The 17,221-nt window shown below is 37.3% G+C and carries 19 protein-coding genes; 1 reads left to right on the top strand and 18 read right to left on the bottom strand.

The window, feature by feature from the left end; translation table 11 throughout:
- Positions 1-151: 151 nt before the first annotated feature.
- From ABID23_RS01250 to ABID23_RS01185, 14 genes are all read right to left on the bottom strand, one after another.
- Positions 152-1,099: a TrbJ/VirB5 family protein gene (locus ABID23_RS01250; protein ID WP_354188514.1), complete on the bottom strand. Its 948-nt coding sequence runs from the start codon at positions 1,097-1,099 to the stop codon at positions 152-154.
- Positions 1,100-2,354: 1,255 nt separating this feature from the next.
- On the bottom strand, positions 2,355-3,113 hold the full coding sequence (locus tag ABID23_RS01245) for a TrbJ/VirB5 family protein (protein ID WP_354188512.1): 759 nt from the start codon (positions 3,111-3,113) through the stop codon (positions 2,355-2,357).
- Complete coding sequence (locus ABID23_RS01240; RefSeq protein WP_354188510.1) at positions 3,110-5,581, bottom strand: VirB4 family type IV secretion/conjugal transfer ATPase; 2,472 nt, start codon at positions 5,579-5,581, stop codon at positions 3,110-3,112. Before ABID23_RS01240 ends, ABID23_RS01245 begins: the two co-directional genes overlap by 4 nt.
- Positions 5,578-5,892, bottom strand: a complete 315-nt coding sequence (trwM, locus tag ABID23_RS01235; protein WP_354188508.1) for a VirB3 family type IV secretion system protein TrwM — start codon at positions 5,890-5,892, stop codon at positions 5,578-5,580. The genes ABID23_RS01240 and trwM overlap by 4 nt, the downstream gene beginning before the upstream one ends.
- A gap of 13 nt (positions 5,893-5,905) precedes the next feature.
- Positions 5,906-6,217: a conjugal transfer protein gene (locus tag ABID23_RS01230; protein ID WP_354188506.1), complete on the bottom strand. Its 312-nt coding sequence runs from the start codon at positions 6,215-6,217 to the stop codon at positions 5,906-5,908.
- 151 nt (positions 6,218-6,368) lie between these two features.
- Complete coding sequence (gene trwL, locus ABID23_RS01225; RefSeq protein WP_354188504.1) at positions 6,369-6,686, bottom strand: VirB2 family type IV secretion system major pilin TrwL; 318 nt, start codon at positions 6,684-6,686, stop codon at positions 6,369-6,371.
- 118 nt (positions 6,687-6,804) lie between these two features.
- Entirely contained in the window at positions 6,805-7,113 is a 309-nt protein-coding gene (gene trwL, locus ABID23_RS01220; RefSeq protein WP_354188502.1) for a VirB2 family type IV secretion system major pilin TrwL, read from the bottom strand.
- Between the two features lie 129 nt (positions 7,114-7,242).
- Positions 7,243-7,551, bottom strand: coding sequence for a VirB2 family type IV secretion system major pilin TrwL (gene trwL, locus ABID23_RS01215; RefSeq protein ID WP_354188500.1), 309 nt, complete (start codon positions 7,549-7,551; stop codon positions 7,243-7,245).
- Positions 7,552-7,652: 101 nt separating this feature from the next.
- Complete coding sequence (gene trwL / locus ABID23_RS01210) at positions 7,653-7,949, bottom strand: VirB2 family type IV secretion system major pilin TrwL (RefSeq protein WP_354188498.1); 297 nt, start codon at positions 7,947-7,949, stop codon at positions 7,653-7,655.
- A 135-nt stretch (positions 7,950-8,084) separates the two neighbouring features.
- Positions 8,085-8,402 carry a VirB2 family type IV secretion system major pilin TrwL gene (trwL, locus tag ABID23_RS01205; protein ID WP_354188496.1) on the bottom strand — a complete coding sequence of 106 codons (318 nt, stop codon included), beginning with the start codon at positions 8,400-8,402 and terminating at the stop codon, positions 8,085-8,087.
- A gap of 67 nt (positions 8,403-8,469) precedes the next feature.
- The gene (gene trwL / locus ABID23_RS01200; protein WP_354188494.1) at positions 8,470-8,787 is read right to left on the bottom strand and encodes a VirB2 family type IV secretion system major pilin TrwL; all 318 of its coding nucleotides are present in this window, start codon (positions 8,785-8,787) and stop codon (positions 8,470-8,472) included.
- Positions 8,750-9,049, bottom strand: a complete 300-nt coding sequence (korA, locus tag ABID23_RS01195) for a KorA family transcriptional regulator (protein WP_354188492.1) — start codon at positions 9,047-9,049, stop codon at positions 8,750-8,752. Before korA ends, trwL (ABID23_RS01200) begins: the two co-directional genes overlap by 38 nt.
- Positions 9,050-9,168: 119 nt before the next feature.
- On the bottom strand, positions 9,169-9,816 hold the full coding sequence (locus ABID23_RS01190; protein WP_354188490.1) for a hypothetical protein: 648 nt from the start codon (positions 9,814-9,816) through the stop codon (positions 9,169-9,171).
- Positions 9,813-10,211 carry a hypothetical protein gene (locus ABID23_RS01185; RefSeq protein WP_354188488.1) on the bottom strand — a complete coding sequence of 133 codons (399 nt, stop codon included), beginning with the start codon at positions 10,209-10,211 and terminating at the stop codon, positions 9,813-9,815. Before ABID23_RS01185 ends, ABID23_RS01190 begins: the two co-directional genes overlap by 4 nt.
- 139 nt (positions 10,212-10,350) lie before the next feature.
- On the opposite strand from ABID23_RS01185, the gene ABID23_RS01180 reads away from it, so the two are divergent.
- On the top strand, positions 10,351-10,620 hold the full coding sequence (locus ABID23_RS01180; protein WP_435521237.1) for an H-NS histone family protein: 270 nt from the start codon (positions 10,351-10,353) through the stop codon (positions 10,618-10,620).
- A gap of 1,016 nt (positions 10,621-11,636) precedes the next feature.
- Here the strand turns inward: ABID23_RS01180 and ABID23_RS01175 are convergent.
- The 4 genes from ABID23_RS01175 to ABID23_RS01160 all read right to left on the bottom strand — a co-directional run bounded on the left by ABID23_RS01175 (position 11,637) and on the right by ABID23_RS01160 (position 17,206).
- Positions 11,637-13,631, bottom strand: a complete 1,995-nt coding sequence (locus ABID23_RS01175) for a MacB family efflux pump subunit (RefSeq protein WP_354188484.1) — start codon at positions 13,629-13,631, stop codon at positions 11,637-11,639.
- A 3-nt stretch (positions 13,632-13,634) separates the two neighbouring features.
- On the bottom strand, positions 13,635-14,846 hold the full coding sequence (locus ABID23_RS01170) for an efflux RND transporter periplasmic adaptor subunit (RefSeq protein ID WP_354188482.1): 1,212 nt from the start codon (positions 14,844-14,846) through the stop codon (positions 13,635-13,637).
- A gap of 4 nt (positions 14,847-14,850) precedes the next feature.
- A complete protein-coding gene (locus ABID23_RS01165; protein ID WP_354188480.1) occupies positions 14,851-16,332 on the bottom strand; it encodes an efflux transporter outer membrane subunit in 1,482 nt (493 codons plus the stop codon).
- A gap of 64 nt (positions 16,333-16,396) precedes the next feature.
- The gene (locus ABID23_RS01160) at positions 16,397-17,206 is read right to left on the bottom strand and encodes an exodeoxyribonuclease III (protein ID WP_354188478.1); all 810 of its coding nucleotides are present in this window, start codon (positions 17,204-17,206) and stop codon (positions 16,397-16,399) included.
- Between the last annotated feature and the right edge of the window lie 15 nt (positions 17,207-17,221).

Raw genomic sequence — 17,221 nt, 5'->3', positions numbered from 1 at the left:
TTATATTATTTTCTAAAAATACTTTTTTTATACTCAAGTGATCAAATTTATATATTTCTCCAGTCATTTACTTTCACGGTTAATTATGATTCGCTATTTCTACAATCAAAGAAAATTGCTAATATAAACGGTGTTCTTATAAAAGATTTTATCACAGAGGGGGCCTATATCTTACAGTTGGTGTTTCTATATTTTTGGGATTTAAAATTTGGACATTGCGTTTATACTTTTGCAGACTGATCAGTGCTTGCTCTGCATTTCGCATATGCGCAACCATTTGCAATTTTGTCGCTTCATTTTTGATTACGGCGACTACGCCGTTAAGATGTGCCTGTAGCTCAGAAACTCTTTTTATGTCGCTCAAAGTTGGCAAATCGGTTAACAAACTTTCAACATACTTAAAACGATTCTCTGTTTGTTCAAAAATCTGCAAGCTTACAGCTTTATCTGCAATCGATGCATATTGACTGCGCTCCTCAACCAATCTACGTATTTCAGGAATTGAAAAATATTTAACATCTTCCTCTAGTACAAGATCTCCTACTGTAAAGTCTCCCACATCAGAATCATACAAAAAATTTGAATATGTAGTATCTTTCGTAAAATCTGTTCCACGAAACATATTACTATTGTATATAAGCTGCGGATTCGGAAGATAATCAGAGCTCATAGACGCCCTCGTGGGGCCTAATTCACGAGGCCCCGTCAAAGACTGGTATATTTTTTGAATATTTTCTATGCTGGATTGCATAATTCGCATATGATACTTTGCTATATCAATAGCATATTTTTTCCTTCTAAGTGTCTCATCACAGCCAAGCTGTGCCAGTACGTCCTCGTGCCGTTCTTGGCACACCTTCTTCACATCTATTTCTCGTCGCACTCGTCGCGCAGATTCTTCCCCAATTTTTTGTTTTCGTTCAAAATCTTCAAATGCTTTCAGTCTTTTTTGCTGTACATTGTAGTCATTCCATATATTGCTTAAACTCTGCTCTCTATCATCTGAAACTCCCAGATTACTGAATATATCCGCTCTTAATGCTGTACTCTGCACTCCCAAAACCGATACTATCGCTACCAAAATAATGATTTTTTTCATATTATTTTCTCTTTTAATCGATTTTTTTATTATAACATATAGCTATTATTATTTCAATTTTGAATGTAAATAGATAATTTTTAATTATTAGAATTTCGTAAATTTATTTTGTTCATTTTAATATTTATTTACGGTATTGACATCGGTTTTTACGCTGTTGAACTTTTGTTATCTGAATCTTATGGAAAAAACTATTTTCTACTAAAACCAGTTTTATGGACATTCAAATGCAATCTTTTTCCAACCGATATATTTACATATAAAATTCTGAGAAACAGCATATTTAAAGTGACAACAAGGAAGAAGCCTTTTCTCCAGTCTCATGGTTTTCACTTTCACATATGGCATGCATTTTTATGAACTATCTGTAAAGCTACACGCACAATCTAAAACGAAACCTTTATCAATAAAACTGAATAAAGCTCACCAAAATGCCGCTAAAACACGAATAAAAGGTATCATCATATAAGTAAATGATTACAAAATTTTCATCGTATAGAATATATTATTGGCATATTTTTTACGCTTAAAAAACCTCATATTGCATTTTTCAATAATTTTACGTGTTTAAAGAATGGAACAAGAAATTTTTTCTCTTTTGCATCTGTATATATCAGACTTTCCATTGATTTTATAAATCAATTATCGATTTTTGATAAATATTATACTATTATTTAGGAATTAACATTTGTTTTCAATTATTTACAATTTTCTGTATCGCGTCGAGTATTTTTTGTCTATACTCTTGAATGTTTTTAATATGGTAACTATCCTTTATCTGCTCTGTGAAAGAAATTCAGAGCAACTATACCATATAAAGATGTTTTCATCTTAGTCGATGTTCTATGTCTTTAGAATTACTGTTTTTACCCCTGAGATAATAATTTTTTCATATTATTTTTTGAACTGTCTAGTAAGGTCTTAATCGCTTATACTATTTAACTTGCCCTATTCTTTATACGACTACTTTCTTGCAAGCTCATATCGCTTCTATACTATTGCTAAACTTTAATTATCGAGTTATTATAAAAAACATTTTTTACTACACTTAAGTATGTATTCAAATGTGATATATTTTACCAATCAATGTATTTGCAGTATTACTTTAGTAGGTATACGATGAACGCAATAAGATTTTTTATCCAAGCGCGTAATGCATATTTTTGCATACAGCTTATATTTCTGCGAGCCATTTGTAGATGGTTCACATAATCTACAGAACGCCTAAAAAATATAAGCAATTTATCATAGAGTTTCATCGTATAGCACGTATCGTTGGCATATTTTGATTTTTACTATTAAGGATTCTCATATTGCGTATTTGCTTTTGTTGATTGATAAGGGTTTGTTCTGCATTACGTGAATATGAGACCATTTGCAATTTCGTTGATTCATTTTGGATCATGGCTAGCATGCCTTTTATGCGTGCTTGTAGTTCAGCAATGCTTTTTAGATCCGTCGTTTTATTTATTTGCTCTACGAGCTGTGATATTTGCTCAAAACGTTTTTGTGCATCTTGAAAAGTTTGTAAACTCACAACTTTATCTACAGCTGCTACATATTGCTTACGTCTTTCAATAAGTGCACGTGCTTGTGTTTGATCATTAACATGGGAAGCTTCTTCTTTTGCCAGAATCTCCTGAACTGATTTTAATATCTCACTATCTTCACTGAGTGAGTAAAGTAATTCTGGATTCTTGAGAAAAAAGCTGGTGTAATCTTTTTTCGTGGCGCTAGAATTTCCATTTCTTCTAATTGATCCACGTATTTCTTTTGTTTCCTCAAGTTGTTTTTTTAAGAGATCAATGATAGTTGCAAAAGGATGTACCTTCTTTGGTGCTGGAGGTTTTTTAGGCGCTGGTGCCTTTGAAGAGGAACTCCCTCCCCAAGTGGGCCAAGATGGAACTCCTGCACTTAAATCTACTGCCCCTGCTCCAAACCAATTCCAAGCCATTGCTGAATTTGATGTTCCTAAAATTGTCGCTATTATTGCCGCGATAATTACCTTTTTCATGTTTCCCTCCTGTCAATTCTGACACGTTGTAAAAAAATTGGTAACCACACTGCTGGATCATCACCAACCTCATAAATAATATTTTCAGCTAATTCTGCATTATCAGGAGTCCCTGATAAAACGAAGAGCTCCTCACTAAAATCATGCTCTGTGGTTTTTCCATCGATTGTTACATGGAATTTTCCGAGATTTAATTCTGCAAGGGCAGATTGATCACCTTGCTTGATAAGAAATTGACGACTAAATTCACCAAGCCCTTTTATGAGTTCAAACTCAGCATCTGTTAGTTTGAAGCCTTGTGTATAGTCTTCATAATTTGCTTTAGGATTAGCCAAGAAAATATAGGTCGCGCACTGCTGAATAAGAGTCTTAGCGATATTGCTTTCTAGGGCATCACCTGGTTCCTGTGTAGCGTAAACAAAAATACCATTTTGCTTACGGATAGTTTTTTGCTTGTTCTTCGCCAAATCTTCAAAATATGGATCTTGCAAAGGTTTCCAAAACTCATCAAAAATATACATGAACCGTTGCCCACCAATCATTCCTTCTGTGCGATAAAGCAAATACATCATAACTGGGGTACGTGTTTCTTGATTATCCAAGAATTCAGTGATATCAAAACCGTAAATCTGATGTGTTGAGAGATCAAGTGCATCACTGGGATTATCAAATAACCATCCATAATCACCACCTTCACACCACTTGATCAAGCGAGCGTGAACGGATGGGTGTGCATTATAATCATTTAAATGTGGGTTTGGTAAAAACTGTACCAAAAAAGATAAACGACGCAGTGATCTATCAATGTTATCACTCATAATAGACATGACAGCTTGGTTGATCTCCTCCTCGTCGTAGTGCGTAACTTCCCCACCAGCTTCCACTAGTTTTTTTACAAATTGTTTTAAAAAAATCAGGTTATCTTGTGTTGGAGGAAGTTGAAATGGATTAAAACCACTCTGCCTACCAGGCTTAAATGTTAAATATCGACCACCCATAGCGCGGATAACAATTTCCATGCCGCGATCTTTATCAAAAACGACAGTTGTTGGTTTAAACTTTTGTGCTTGCGCTAACAAAAAGCCAAGCAGCACTGTTTTACCAGAACCAGATTGCCCGATAAGAGCGGTATTACCAAGTAAGCGTTTATCTGTTGAATCCTCTTCAATTTTAGAAGCATGAAAATTAAAATAAAGTGGTGTCTTACTGGTTGTTTTAAGAATTGTAACGGCTGGGCCCCACGGATTTCCTGTCGGTTTACCTGACATAAAGTTATGAAAAGATGAAAATGATAAAAAGTTCAGTGATGTAATAGGCGCAGGACGTGGCCTCCATTTCCAATTCCCAGGAAGTTGTGCCCAATAACCAGCTTCGATGGCCAAATCCACAGGTTTTGGTAAAACTGCAACGTCTAACAACGCAGCACTTGCTTTTGCCATATAGTCCTGAACATTTTGAACTGTGCCACCATAGACCGTTAATGTACAATGATGCTCACCCATGACAAAATGTCCACTTATGAGTTGATTGAGGGCTTCGTCAATTTGCTCAATTTGACTGGTTGCGACATCGCGTGCATCAATAAGATTACGCTGATGGCGTTGCAAATAATCCTTAGCAGCATGTCGCGAGAGTATTGAAAAACTCTGCGTCAACACAAACTCAAAATCACTTTCTAATAAAACATTCAGTTGTCCAGGTCTGGTTGTTGCATCATATTCTTTAATTTCCAGCATTCCAAAGCGACGCATTCCAGAAGTTGTACGCAACTCACCAAGAGCGCCCCATTTCGAGAAAAAGGGCCGGTTGATAGACATATAGTCGGCAAAACGATCATAACAAATCGGCATAGGCCGATATTCACCATTAACGAGCATTCCGAGAAATTCCAACGCAGAAGAATAAGCATGCCCATCTTTTTCATAAGTCCCGAGAAGCTCTGCACCGTAGCGCTTTAATGATTGACCTAAAGTGTTGTTGATATCATTGAGAGCTTTTATACATGACTCCTGCCGCATCTTTTTCTGATCAAGCGTTTCACGCTCATGCTGAGAAAAAAATGACATCACTTTATCTGCTATCGGTTGGAAAACGACCGTCAGATATAAATCATTGACCATCAAATTATAACCGGTGAAGCTCTGTTTGTACTTCTCATCAAGTTGATAGCAAAATGTTTGATCAAATGCTGAATCGGGATACTCATAAACACGGCGACGTACAATATGAGTCCACAATGACAAATTAGCTGATGCAATACCACGCAAAGTATTATTTAACTCTTTCGTCCATTGAAAAAAGTCTTCCTCTGAAGCACTTTGATGCGAACGACCATCAATTTTCCAAACCGACAAATACTCCGCGTTTTTAGTAGAAATAATCGTATCTGTCACATGATGCGAATAGGGTATAAACAAGCTTACTGGCGTTTCTGATAAGAGGCGTTTTGTACTTTCAAGAGCCATCACACTTGTCTCCTTTTGTGGTAGTTAGAAGGGCTGTAACTTGATGCCCCCCAAAAGCTTTTGTTACGGTTGCGGAATTTTGTATCGATCCACAACCACCAGATTCGAAATGCTTTATCATCATTTTTAGTAATTTGCGCCATAATAAACCACAGCGGCAACGCAATAAGCCACAAGAAGATATTTATTGTCATCGCAATAACAGCTACACTTACAACCATAACAATGAGTGGCATCATTGGTACACCCCAGATTGTTGGAACGCGAGTTGCTCCTTTAAATAAAGGAAAAGCTTCTTGCTTTTGTAGTTTCATGAATGACTCCGAATTAAGTTATATGAAACAATATACTGCTAATATAAAATGCCGCACCAGCAATGATGAGACTGAATGCCCACCTTGCAAAGGTAGCTCTTGCAATGATGCGGAATACCCAAAGAATTAATAAAAACAAAAGAATAACAGCACAAGCAATAGGAACAATCATGCTGAGCCCATATTGCAGACCTATAAAAACATCTACATTATTTGTTTTTTCTTGAGCATATGCAAATTGAGCAGTTAAAAATATGGTTAGAGTTGCAAAACAAATATTGATCTTCCTACTAACTTTTGTCTGAACAATGTCGGGCTGTTTCATATTCTCAATTCTCATCATGGCTGAATTTATCATAAAAACTATCAACTTAATTTACAGTCTGAATAAAATAACTACCGCTATATTTACGAAGGCTAAATATAGAGATGTACCAGAATATTACTTATATTCATCAGTCTCTTCTCATTAATGTTTATCCTCCTGCATTTCCAAAAAACATCGTAGCAATTTGGGTTGCAGAGCCAGCAATGACAACGCCAATTGCCCATCGCACAAAGGTATCTTTTTCGATATAGCGTCCCGCATAACCAATTGCTAAACCCAAAAGTATAACGGCAGCAGCAACTGGAATAATTTTACCAGTAAGCTCCTTTTGCAGTTCATCTAAAGCTTTTTTAGCATTCTTTAAGTCCGCATATGCAGGATGAGCTATAAAAAACGCGGTCATAATTGCAAAAATTATAATGACCCGATTATTAGTTTGAAATTGAAGATTCTTTAATTGTTTCATATTACCCCTCTAACGTTTTCTATATTTTCAATATTAAACATCAATTTTTTATCTATAATCAACGGACAAAACTCATATAAAAAATGTTATGTATTTAATAAACTTGCTATTAACTTCATTATGGCTTAAATAGCATCGCAGCAATTTGAGTTGCGGAACCAGCAATGACAACACCGATTGCCCACCGTATGAAGGTATCCTTTTCAAGGTAGCGTCCTGCATAGCCAATCGCTAAACATAAAAGTATGACAGCAGCAGCTATAGGAATAATATTTTTAATAAGGTCATCCTGCAGTTTTTCTAAAGCATCTTTAGCATTCTTTAAGTCTGCATATGCAGAATGCGTTACGAAAAACGTAGTTATAGCTGCACAGATTACAATTATTCTATTTTTATTGTTTAAAGAAGAATGACTTAACCGTTTCATTTTTTACTCTCATAAATAACATTTTTCACTTTTACCTAAGTAAAGCTTGTGTAACATCACTTAACAACCGATGAATAATTCTACACATTAAAAGAACATTACAGATTAATACATTAATTATTAAATTAATTACGGATTAAATAACATCGCAACAATTTGGGTTGCGGAGCCAGCAATGACAACACCAATTGCCCAACGTACAAATGTACCTTTTTCGATGTAACGCCCTGCATAGCCAATCGCTAAACATAAAAGTATGACAGCAGCAGCAACAGGGATGATTTTCTCAACGAGCTCTTTCTGAAAAGCACCCAAAGCTTTTCCGGCTTTTTCCAAGTTGTTTTGAGCGCATAGAGGACTATTCATAAAGAATACAATCATAGCTGCAATAATTGCGCTAATCTTGTTATTTCTTGAGATATTAATCAATTGTTTCATATTATTCAGCCTCACTCCACTGTATTTGGTGCAAACAGCTATAGTATTACTAAAATTCAGCTTTTCTTAAGTAAAATATATGCCGTTGTAAGTCTATGACTTCATTTTCCTTCAAATAACAACTTAGCAAGCTCAGCTGCTGATCCCGCAATAACAACCCCGATTGCCCAGCGTACAAATGTGCCTTTTTCAATGTAGCGTCCAGCATAACCAATCGCTAAACCTAAAAGGATAATGGCAGCAGCAACAGGAATAATAGTCTTCAGCTCTGTCTGAAAATCGGTTAGAGCTTTATTTGCTTTCTCTAATGTTTGAGCATACACAGGATGGGTCATAAAAAATGTAATTACAGCTGTACAAGCCGTGATAATCTTGTCATTGTTTTTTAATTGCTTCATATTACTTATCCCAATTAAGTTTTTTAATTCGCATGAACAATTTTTCAGTGGTGTAAAAAATTATCCATGGATATTTCTAAAATTATTCAATTCAGCTTTTCTCAAGTAAAAAAATGGCGCTGCAAGTTTATGATTTCATTTTCCTTCAAATAACAGCTTAGCAAGTTCAACCGCAGATCCAGCAATAACAACCCCGATTGCCCAACGTACAAACGTGCCTTTTTCAATGTAGCGTCCCGCATAGCCAATTGCTAAACCTAAAAGGATAATAGCAGCAGCCACAGGAATAATTGTATTTAACTCCGCTCTGAATTTATCTAAGGCATCTTTTGCATTTTTCAAACCTTGAGCTTGAGCACACAGAGGATGCGTCATAAAAAATGTGCTTATCATTGCAACAGTTGCAATAAACCTATTATTAGCTTTTGCTAAAAAAGTATTCGGCTGTACCATATGGCTTCTTCCCATTCAGATTGCAGTTAACACAAATAGTTTTTGTTTTGGATTAATAGTATTCTCATTATACTCTTGTGAAGAGTATACTAACAAGTTCAGTTGCTGATCCAGCAACAACAACACCAATTGCCCAGCGTACAAACGTACCCTTTTCAATGTAACGCCCTGCATAACCAATCGCTAGACATAAAAGTATAACAGCAGCAGCTATAGGCACGATTTTAACCAACTCTGCTTGGAATTTGTCTAAAGCAGTTTTCGCATTAGTTAAATTCTGTGCCTGAGCATACACAGGATGCGCCATAAAAAACACTATTATAGCTGAAATTATTGTAATGGTTTTATTATAAATGATTGTTCGAAGAATATTTGATTGTTTCATTTTTTTCGTCCTCGCTAAGATTAAAACTGCCACAGACAACCCCTCTTTCATGCAAAAATTTAAAAAGATATTTTGGATCAGCCCAAGTCCTTAGTTTTCCCCTCTGTGTAAGAAGTGTATATTTATCTGACTCACCCGTCACCGGATTATCTGCAACAAACGTAAAATACCATTCACCTTCCGAACGCATCACAATTGTAACTTCACGCGCTTCTCTCCGATGAAATGCTCTATCGACACTGCTTTGCTCTATCATTTTCATTGTTTATGCCCTCAATTAGAAAAGATTTAATCCAATCTTACTAATTAGAGCTTTAATATTTCTTTATCTAGTTTTCATCACCATATCCTATCAAAATTATTGCTTTAATTTACAAAAAACTAATTATTATTTCTGACGTCCCATAACGAAGAATCTTCCACCATGAAAGCATCACGGATACCATTTTCCTTATATAAAAACACATCTACTTTTTCTGCCGGAAGAACAGAAGAAAGCTCTGTTTCAACCATCTTTTCCAGCTTTTCCACATGAAGCTGTACAGATTCTCGCAACTCCTCATCTATGACATGAGGCATTTTTACTTGGTTATACACCAACACTTCACGCGCATAGGGGGTAGTAAAACCACCCTTAAAATCTTGCACACTGCAAAAACTCAACTTAGCCCATTCACAATTATACCCAAATGTAGATTTCTCATAATAAGGCGTTAAAACAGCTGACATAGTTTTAGGATTTTTATATGAACTAAATTCATCAAAAAGAGAGAAACCAAACCACCCCAAACTTCCGACACCAGTTAGCCTCCATTTTTCGTCAAAATTATGACAACCCCACTTAAAATATCTAGGAAATTCGACAATCTCTCCAAAAGCAGATGAGAGAGATGATAATTTGCGATCATCATTCACATCTACACCACAGACATCATGATGCAATTCTTGCATAATGGCTGCTGAACATATAGCGGGAGATACAGCCGATGCATATGCAGTCACGAGCATGATAAAATTCGAAACACTCATAAGCAGCACACCCAACAACAAATAAACTTATTGATGAAAATATAAACTCGGTGGCATTTTTTTGAGAACATTACCGCTAATCGCTCCATATCACCTCGAGAGCCTGCAATATTTTTTCGAAAGCAAAAACATGAAATAAAAAGCTGCTGCATACAGGAGACTTCCTTATTACCAAAAGACTCCATACCGCCACCACATCTAAAGGACTTGTCCTTTGTTACATATTGCCATAGTTTATAGAGTGGTGATTTACATCCGCCTTTAATTTTTGTGTCTTGAGAAGCAGGAAATCGAAGCGGAATGTAAATGCCTTGCTTTGTCATTTTAGCAATCGCATTGAAAAAGAATATGGCTATGATAACTAATACGAAAACAAATAACCCTTCGTGGTTCAAAGCACATCTCCCTCAAAGCGCAATACGCAATCATTTCGACTGATGACAAGGTGGGCATAATTCGTATATAATTGTGTTAAAAATATGGCAGCACACATTTTTTTGTAAGGAAAGTAATAAGGTGAATAATTTCGAAAGCATGAATCTTGATGAGCTCCAAGAAATGCGTGTCCAAATTGATGCAGAATTAAAAAAACGACAGGCAAAAGAAAAGCAGGATGCACGGCGAAAAATTCTTGAAATTGCTCATGCGCATGGAATTGATATCGCCGACCTTGTGAACAAAGATCGTCATTATAGAAATCCCAATAACCAATGGGAGCTATGGAATGGGCGAGGGCGTCGGCCTAAGTGGATTAAAGAATGGTTGGAAAATGGTTACACGCTTGAAGAATTAGAAATGACATAGCGCGATACAATATCGGCAAGGTCTGAAAATATGAACAGATGTAAGCGTAAGCAATATATTTGGAGCGGTATTTAATGTGTCAAATCATTAAGCCGACACGTTGAAGTGTATAAGTGATCGAAGAGAATCATATATAACATGAATGTCTCTGACCAAACGCAACAGATTGATTACTGTATGCGTGTTTTTTTGATGTTGAGTAATTTATAAAATTTACTCTAATCCCCATTTTATTTAGAGCCTTAATATATAAGACACTCGTTTTATTTTTTATTGTTCATGTAACTGCGACAAAAAAGAAACATTAAGAAAAAGTTTTTTTTATGGTGCATGATTGATTTCTATATTTTTAAGCCATCTATGATGAACCATGAAATATTTATTCATCAAAGTTTATGATTTACATCAATAGAGAGCACTAAAGATGGATAATGAGCTTAATTTTCTAGCGTTTTCCTCTTTTATTTAATGGTCTGACAAATGATGTTAGGGTGTTGTGTAATACACCGAGTGTACTAAAAAAGTACGATAGTTGATTTCAAGTAACTTTATCGTGTTTTTTGAGAAGCTTAATATTTCCAAATTAAAAAATATACGCTCTCATTAGAAAATGCTTGAATCCATTGCTGAAAAAATAAAATGAGGCGGTTGTTATACCCCCCTTGTCCAACGATAAGTGCAGATCACCGCACTCATAAAAGCGAAGTGCAGTTTACTGTATTAATGAAGTAAAGTAAGAATTAAAAAAGCTTGAAATTTACCATTCCAACAGAATCTTTCAAACTGATAATCAGTGCATTTTTAGTTCTGTTACAATACAACGAGAATTTGTTAATGATGTATTGTGTCGGTAAACATCACCCTATGATATCAGGCACATTCCACTGAGCGAATGAAGTATATAGCAAGAAATCATAACAAATAATGCCCAATTTTTCCATCTATATTGCACTTTATAAAGACGTCACCCAAGTAGAAACTATAATCAAAAACATATCTACAATAATGGTTAAAGCTTAATCACGCGATAGAGCAACAACAGGGTCTAACCGTGAGGCTTGTCGTGCTGGTGAAAAGCCAAAACATATTCCTATAAGAGTTGAAAAAGCCAGAGAGAAGATGATAGAATCAAGAGTGTAAAGCAGATGGATAGGCGCATTAAAGAGCAAAAATAAACCACCGATAGAAAATCCAAATAGGATTCCAAGCCCACCGCCAATAAAACAAACTAAAATTGCTTCAATTAAAAATTGCTGCAAAATATCGCTCTGACGTGCTCCTACAGCCATACGCACCCCAATTTCATTAATTCGCTCAGAAACCGTGACCAACATAATATTCATCACACCAATTCCCCCTACAATCAATGAAATTCCTGCAATAGAAGAAACCAAAAGTGTCAAGATATGGGTACTTTCCATAATACGCTCACGAAAAAACTCTGAGTTTCGAATGAAAAAATCTTCTTCACCATGACGCATTGTTAAAAAACGCTTTACCATCGTTTCGGCTAAGTGTGAATCGACATTATCGGCAATTTTAACCACAATTGCACGAACCTGCGTTGTTCCAAGAAAACGTGTTTGCACTGTTGTATAAGGAAAATAAACTTGCAACGTATTTGATGTTTCTCCACTCGCATTGTTTTGTGGATCCACAACGCCAACAATGCGCGCAGGAACTTTTCCCACATGTACCACTTTTCCGATTGGGTTTTCATGACTATGAGGAAAAAGAACTGGAATTGCTTCTTTTTCAATCACAAGATCAACGGCCCGATCATGGACACTTTTTTGATCAAACAAGAGTCCTTTAACGACGGTCATTCCTTGGGTTTGAAAAAATTGCTCTCCCACACCCACGACAACGGCATTGACTTCAATTTTATCAAAACGCACTGTCGAGCTGACTGAAAGTTGTGGCGTGACACCAGATACATAGGGCAAATTTGAAAGCGCTTCTGCATCCGCCTCAACAAGACTTATTATTTTCCCTGCTTGAGGATCAGAAAAGCTTTTCCCTGGAAAAATTGTTAATGTATTCGAACCCAAACTCTTAAAATTTTCTAGTATTTTCTCGCGTGTACCATTTCCCAAAGCCACCATGGCAATAATGGCACCAATACCAATAATCACCCCAAGCATTGTTAAAAAAGTCCGCATTCGGTGTGCATTCATTGCCAACAAAGCCATAATGAACGCCTCACGAAACCGCTCAGTAAAAGAACGAAAAGAACTTAGAAATTTTTGAGTTTTCAGATTTTGTTTTTCATGAGGAGGTTGATCTGCCGTTTTTGTTTTTTCACCCTTACTCTTAGAGCGACGATCAGCAATAATTTCTCCATCACTGATTTCAATAATACGCTCTGCTCTTTGAGCTACGTGCATATCATGGGTTACAATAATAATGGTGCGGCCTTCTTTATGAAGCTCCTCTAAAATACGTAACACTTCTTCGCCGCTTTGTTTATCTAATGCTCCGGTTGGCTCATCAGCCAAAATAACCTCTGCATTATTCATCAATGCCCGGGCAATAGACACACGTTGTTGTTGTCCGCCAGAAAGTTGATTAGGACGATGATGGACTCGATCCCCCATACCCAAACGTGTTAAAAGATCCTGCGCCCGTTTTTTTCTCACTTCCGGATTATGCCCTGCGTAAATAGCTGGAATTTCAACATTACCAAGCGCTGTTAATTCATTCAACAAATGGTAGCGCTGAAAAATAAATCCAAAATGATTGCGCCGCAAAGCTGACAATTCATCAGGAGAAAGAGCGACAGTTTCTTTCCCAGAAATCCAATAACGGCCAGAACTTGGTCGATCAAGACAACCTAGAATATTCATCAATGTGGATTTTCCTGAACCAGAAGATCCCACAATCGCCACCATTTCACCACGTTTAATGGTCAGATTAATATCTTTCAAAACAGATACAAATGTCTCGCCTGCAGGAAATTTGCGCACAATATTTTCCAACACGAGGACAGCATCTGCTTTTTGTGTTTTCATAATTTAAATCTCATCTTCGTGATTTGGAGAAGACTCTGGCATCACTCCATCGCTTGATCCGGTGATCACCACATCACCTTCTTTTAGTCCGGAAACAACCTCTGCCATCACTTTATTATTCAATCCAATTGTTACTTGTTTAGCAACCACTTTGTTTCCCCCCTCCAAAACAGAAACCCATGCTTTACGTTCTTTTGTCTCATCACGCAAAGCAACAGTTGGAACCAACAAAACATTTTGAGCGCGCCCCAAGACAATATGAATTTGAACTGTCATATAAGTCCGCAGAAAATTGTCTTTATTATCAACATGAATAATCCCATTATAATAAATCGCTGATGTCACCAAAGAACTAGAATTTCCAAATGAGCCAGGATTAATACTCTCATCCGCACGAACGGATTCAGGCGCAGGCTCTACCCTTTCTAAAACACCTTCATAACGACGCTGAGAATTGCCCAATACTGTGAAATAAAGCGGCTGTCCTGCCTTCACTTTAAGAATATCGGCTTCTGAAATTTGGGCTTTAACGGTCATTTTTGATAAATCACCTAAAATAACAATTGTTGGCGCCGATTGAACAGCATTAACATTTTGCCCTTCTTCTACAATGGTCGCTAAAACTGTTCCAGAGGAAGGGGCCGTGATTCGTGTATAGCCTAGATTGACTTCTGCACTGTTCACATCAATTTCTGCTTGAATAATTTGCTGACGCAATTGCGCGATTTGAGCTTCACGTATTTTCACTTGTGTTGTGGCATCATCTAGATTTGCTCGTGACGTTGCCCGTAGCTTGATCATTTCTTTCTGGCGTTCCAAATTTTTCTGCGCCAGAGAGAGATAGGCTTCTTGTTCTACTAAGTTTGCATAATAGTGCGATAATGCTGCTTTTTTTCTTTTCAAATCATTTTCTTGATCTGTAGGATCGATTTCTGCCAAGAGATCTCCTTCTTTGACAACACTTCCAGGAAATACATGCATAGAGACGACACGCCCTGTTGCCCGTGCTCCAACAGCAACCAATCGATAAGGACGTACAATACCAGAAGCTAAAACACTTTCTTCTACATCACCACGTTTGACGACCTCGGTCATATAAGTCGGTGATGACGTTCCCCAAAAAGTGGCACGTACCCATGATAGAAAAATGATAAGGATTAAAACTGTTAAAAATAACGAAAGCTTTTTATGATTTCTAACGAAATTTTTGATCATTTCTTTACTTTACCTTTGTACGCGAACGGGATGTACTATCGACAACTTCCGGACGTGATACATCAACAACCCCATCCCAACCACCCCCCAAGGCTTTCATCAGTGTAATATACTGAGTAACCAAAGCAATACGGCTATCTTTAAGGGACATTTGTGTAGAATAATAAGAACGATTCGCATTTAACAACTCAAGAAAGCTGGTATTTCCATTTTCAAAAAGGCTCCGTGAAAGTTTTAAAGAATGCAAAGAAGCTTTATTCGCAGTGGTGAGTTTTTCTAAACGCTGATGTTCTTTTGTCAATCTGACAAGTGCATTTTCTACATCTTCTAAAGCACCCAACACAGCTGCCCGATAAGTAATAAAAGCTTGATCACGCTGCGCGCGTGCGACAGCAATAGAAGCTTCAATCTGCCCTCCATTAAAAATGGGCAAATAAAGATTAGGTCCAAAAGACCAACCAATGGTCGCCTTTTTCCACAATTGATCAGTCGTCATCGCTGCTGTTGTAATATTCCCTGTTAAAGTAAGTGATGGGTAGCGATCTGCTTCACGTTGACCAACCCGAGCTGTCGCTTGTGCATATTGACGCTCAGCCCGACGTAAATCTGGACGTGTTAACAAAATATCAGCTGGAATGCCCGCTGCTATTGGCCATTGTGGTTGCGGAATTTTTACTTGCTCTGTATTCTTTTGTAAAAGGGTTTTCAAAGCTGTTGGAACACGACCCGTTAAGATGGAAAGACGATGAATACTTATTGCCAAGTTTGCTTCCATCTGTGATATATCTGCTTCTGTATTTGCCACTTGTGCTTGCGCATTTGAAACATCAAGCTCTGAAACATCACCAGCTCTTAATTTTGTACGCATCAATTCATATGTTTGACGCTGTGAGACAGCAATTTTTTGCACAATCGACAGCTTTTGTTGCCAACCACGGACTTGAATATAATTTGTTGCCACATCCCCCAGCAGTGTCACCATGGTCGCCCGCATATCTTCTATAGCGGCTTCAAGACCATAGTGCGCCGCTTCAACGCCTCGTTTACGTCCGCCGAAAAAATCAAATTCCCAGCTGGCATCAAAGCCATTACGATATTGAGTGAAAAACGCGTCCGATTGCCTAGAATCATTACGCGTTCCTGCAACTGAACCCGATACAGTTGGTAAAAGAGAGCCCACAGCTTGCCCTAAACCAGCGCGTGCCTCACGAATTCGCGCTTTCGCGACAGCAACAGTATCATTTTCAGCAATAGCATCATCCATTAACCTATTCAAAACAGGATCATTAAAACCTCGCCACCATCCAGCCAACACAACGGGACGTTCAGAAGTTTTTGCAGACTGCTCTCCCCAAACAACTGGAACACGAAAAAACGTTTTCTTATAATTCGGGCCAACCATACATCCTGATAATATCGAAAAGAACAAAACAATACTATAAAGGAAACCGTTAGAAACAACCCCTCTAAGATTTCTGATATACATTCAGTCTCCCGTATTTTCAGAATCACGATTAGTATTAATACTTTATTTACATTTTATTTCAAATTTAACGTGAAAAATCAAACACAGTTTGCACAGGAATATGATCTGAAGGCTGGTTCCACCCACGCGCATCACGAAAAATTGAAAGATCCGCAACAAAAGGTACAAGGTCTGGAGAAGACCAGATATGGTCGAGTCGCCGACCACGATCAGAAAGTGCCCAATCGCGTGCACGATAACTCCACCATGTATAGAGTTTAGTGGGAACAGGAATATGGTGACGCATCAGATCGACCCATCCTCCCTCATAACATAAGGCTTGTAAACGCTCAGTTTCCACGGGGGTATGGCTTACAATCTTTAACAATTGCTTATGAGACCAAACATCTTCTGGCAAAGGAGCAATATTTAAGTCTCCTAGCAAAAGAGAAGAACAACCATTTTCCTGATCAGTGTGAATGGAAGACATTTCTTCTAAGAAATCAAGTTTATGACGGAATTTTTCATTGAGATTGACATCTGGTACATCCCCCCCAGCGGGAACATAAAAGTTATGAATCCGTATATCTCTGCCATAGGCTTCCACAACAACTGAAATGTAACGACAATCTTGTTTTTGACAAAAAAGCCGCTCTTCAACACATTTAAAAGGCAAGCGTGAAATGATTGCCACACCGTTGTAAGATTTTTGTCCACGCACAGCGAAATACGGATATCCAGCGGCTTTAAAAGACTCAAAAGGAAATAAATCATCTAAACATTTTGTTTCTTGTAGACACAAAATATCGATTGAAAATAGATCCAAATACTGTAAAATCTGTGAAAGACGCAAACGGATAGAGTTAATATTCCAAGTTGCAATACGAAAAAACATCTGTTTCAACCCCAA

It is taken from the genome of Bartonella silvatica (assembly GCF_040545155.1).
In the GTDB taxonomy this organism is placed as follows: Bacteria; Pseudomonadota; Alphaproteobacteria; order Rhizobiales; family Rhizobiaceae; genus Bartonella; species Bartonella silvatica.
The sequence above is the reverse complement of the archived record's forward strand: the minus strand, read 5'-3'. Positions and strand labels throughout refer to the sequence as shown.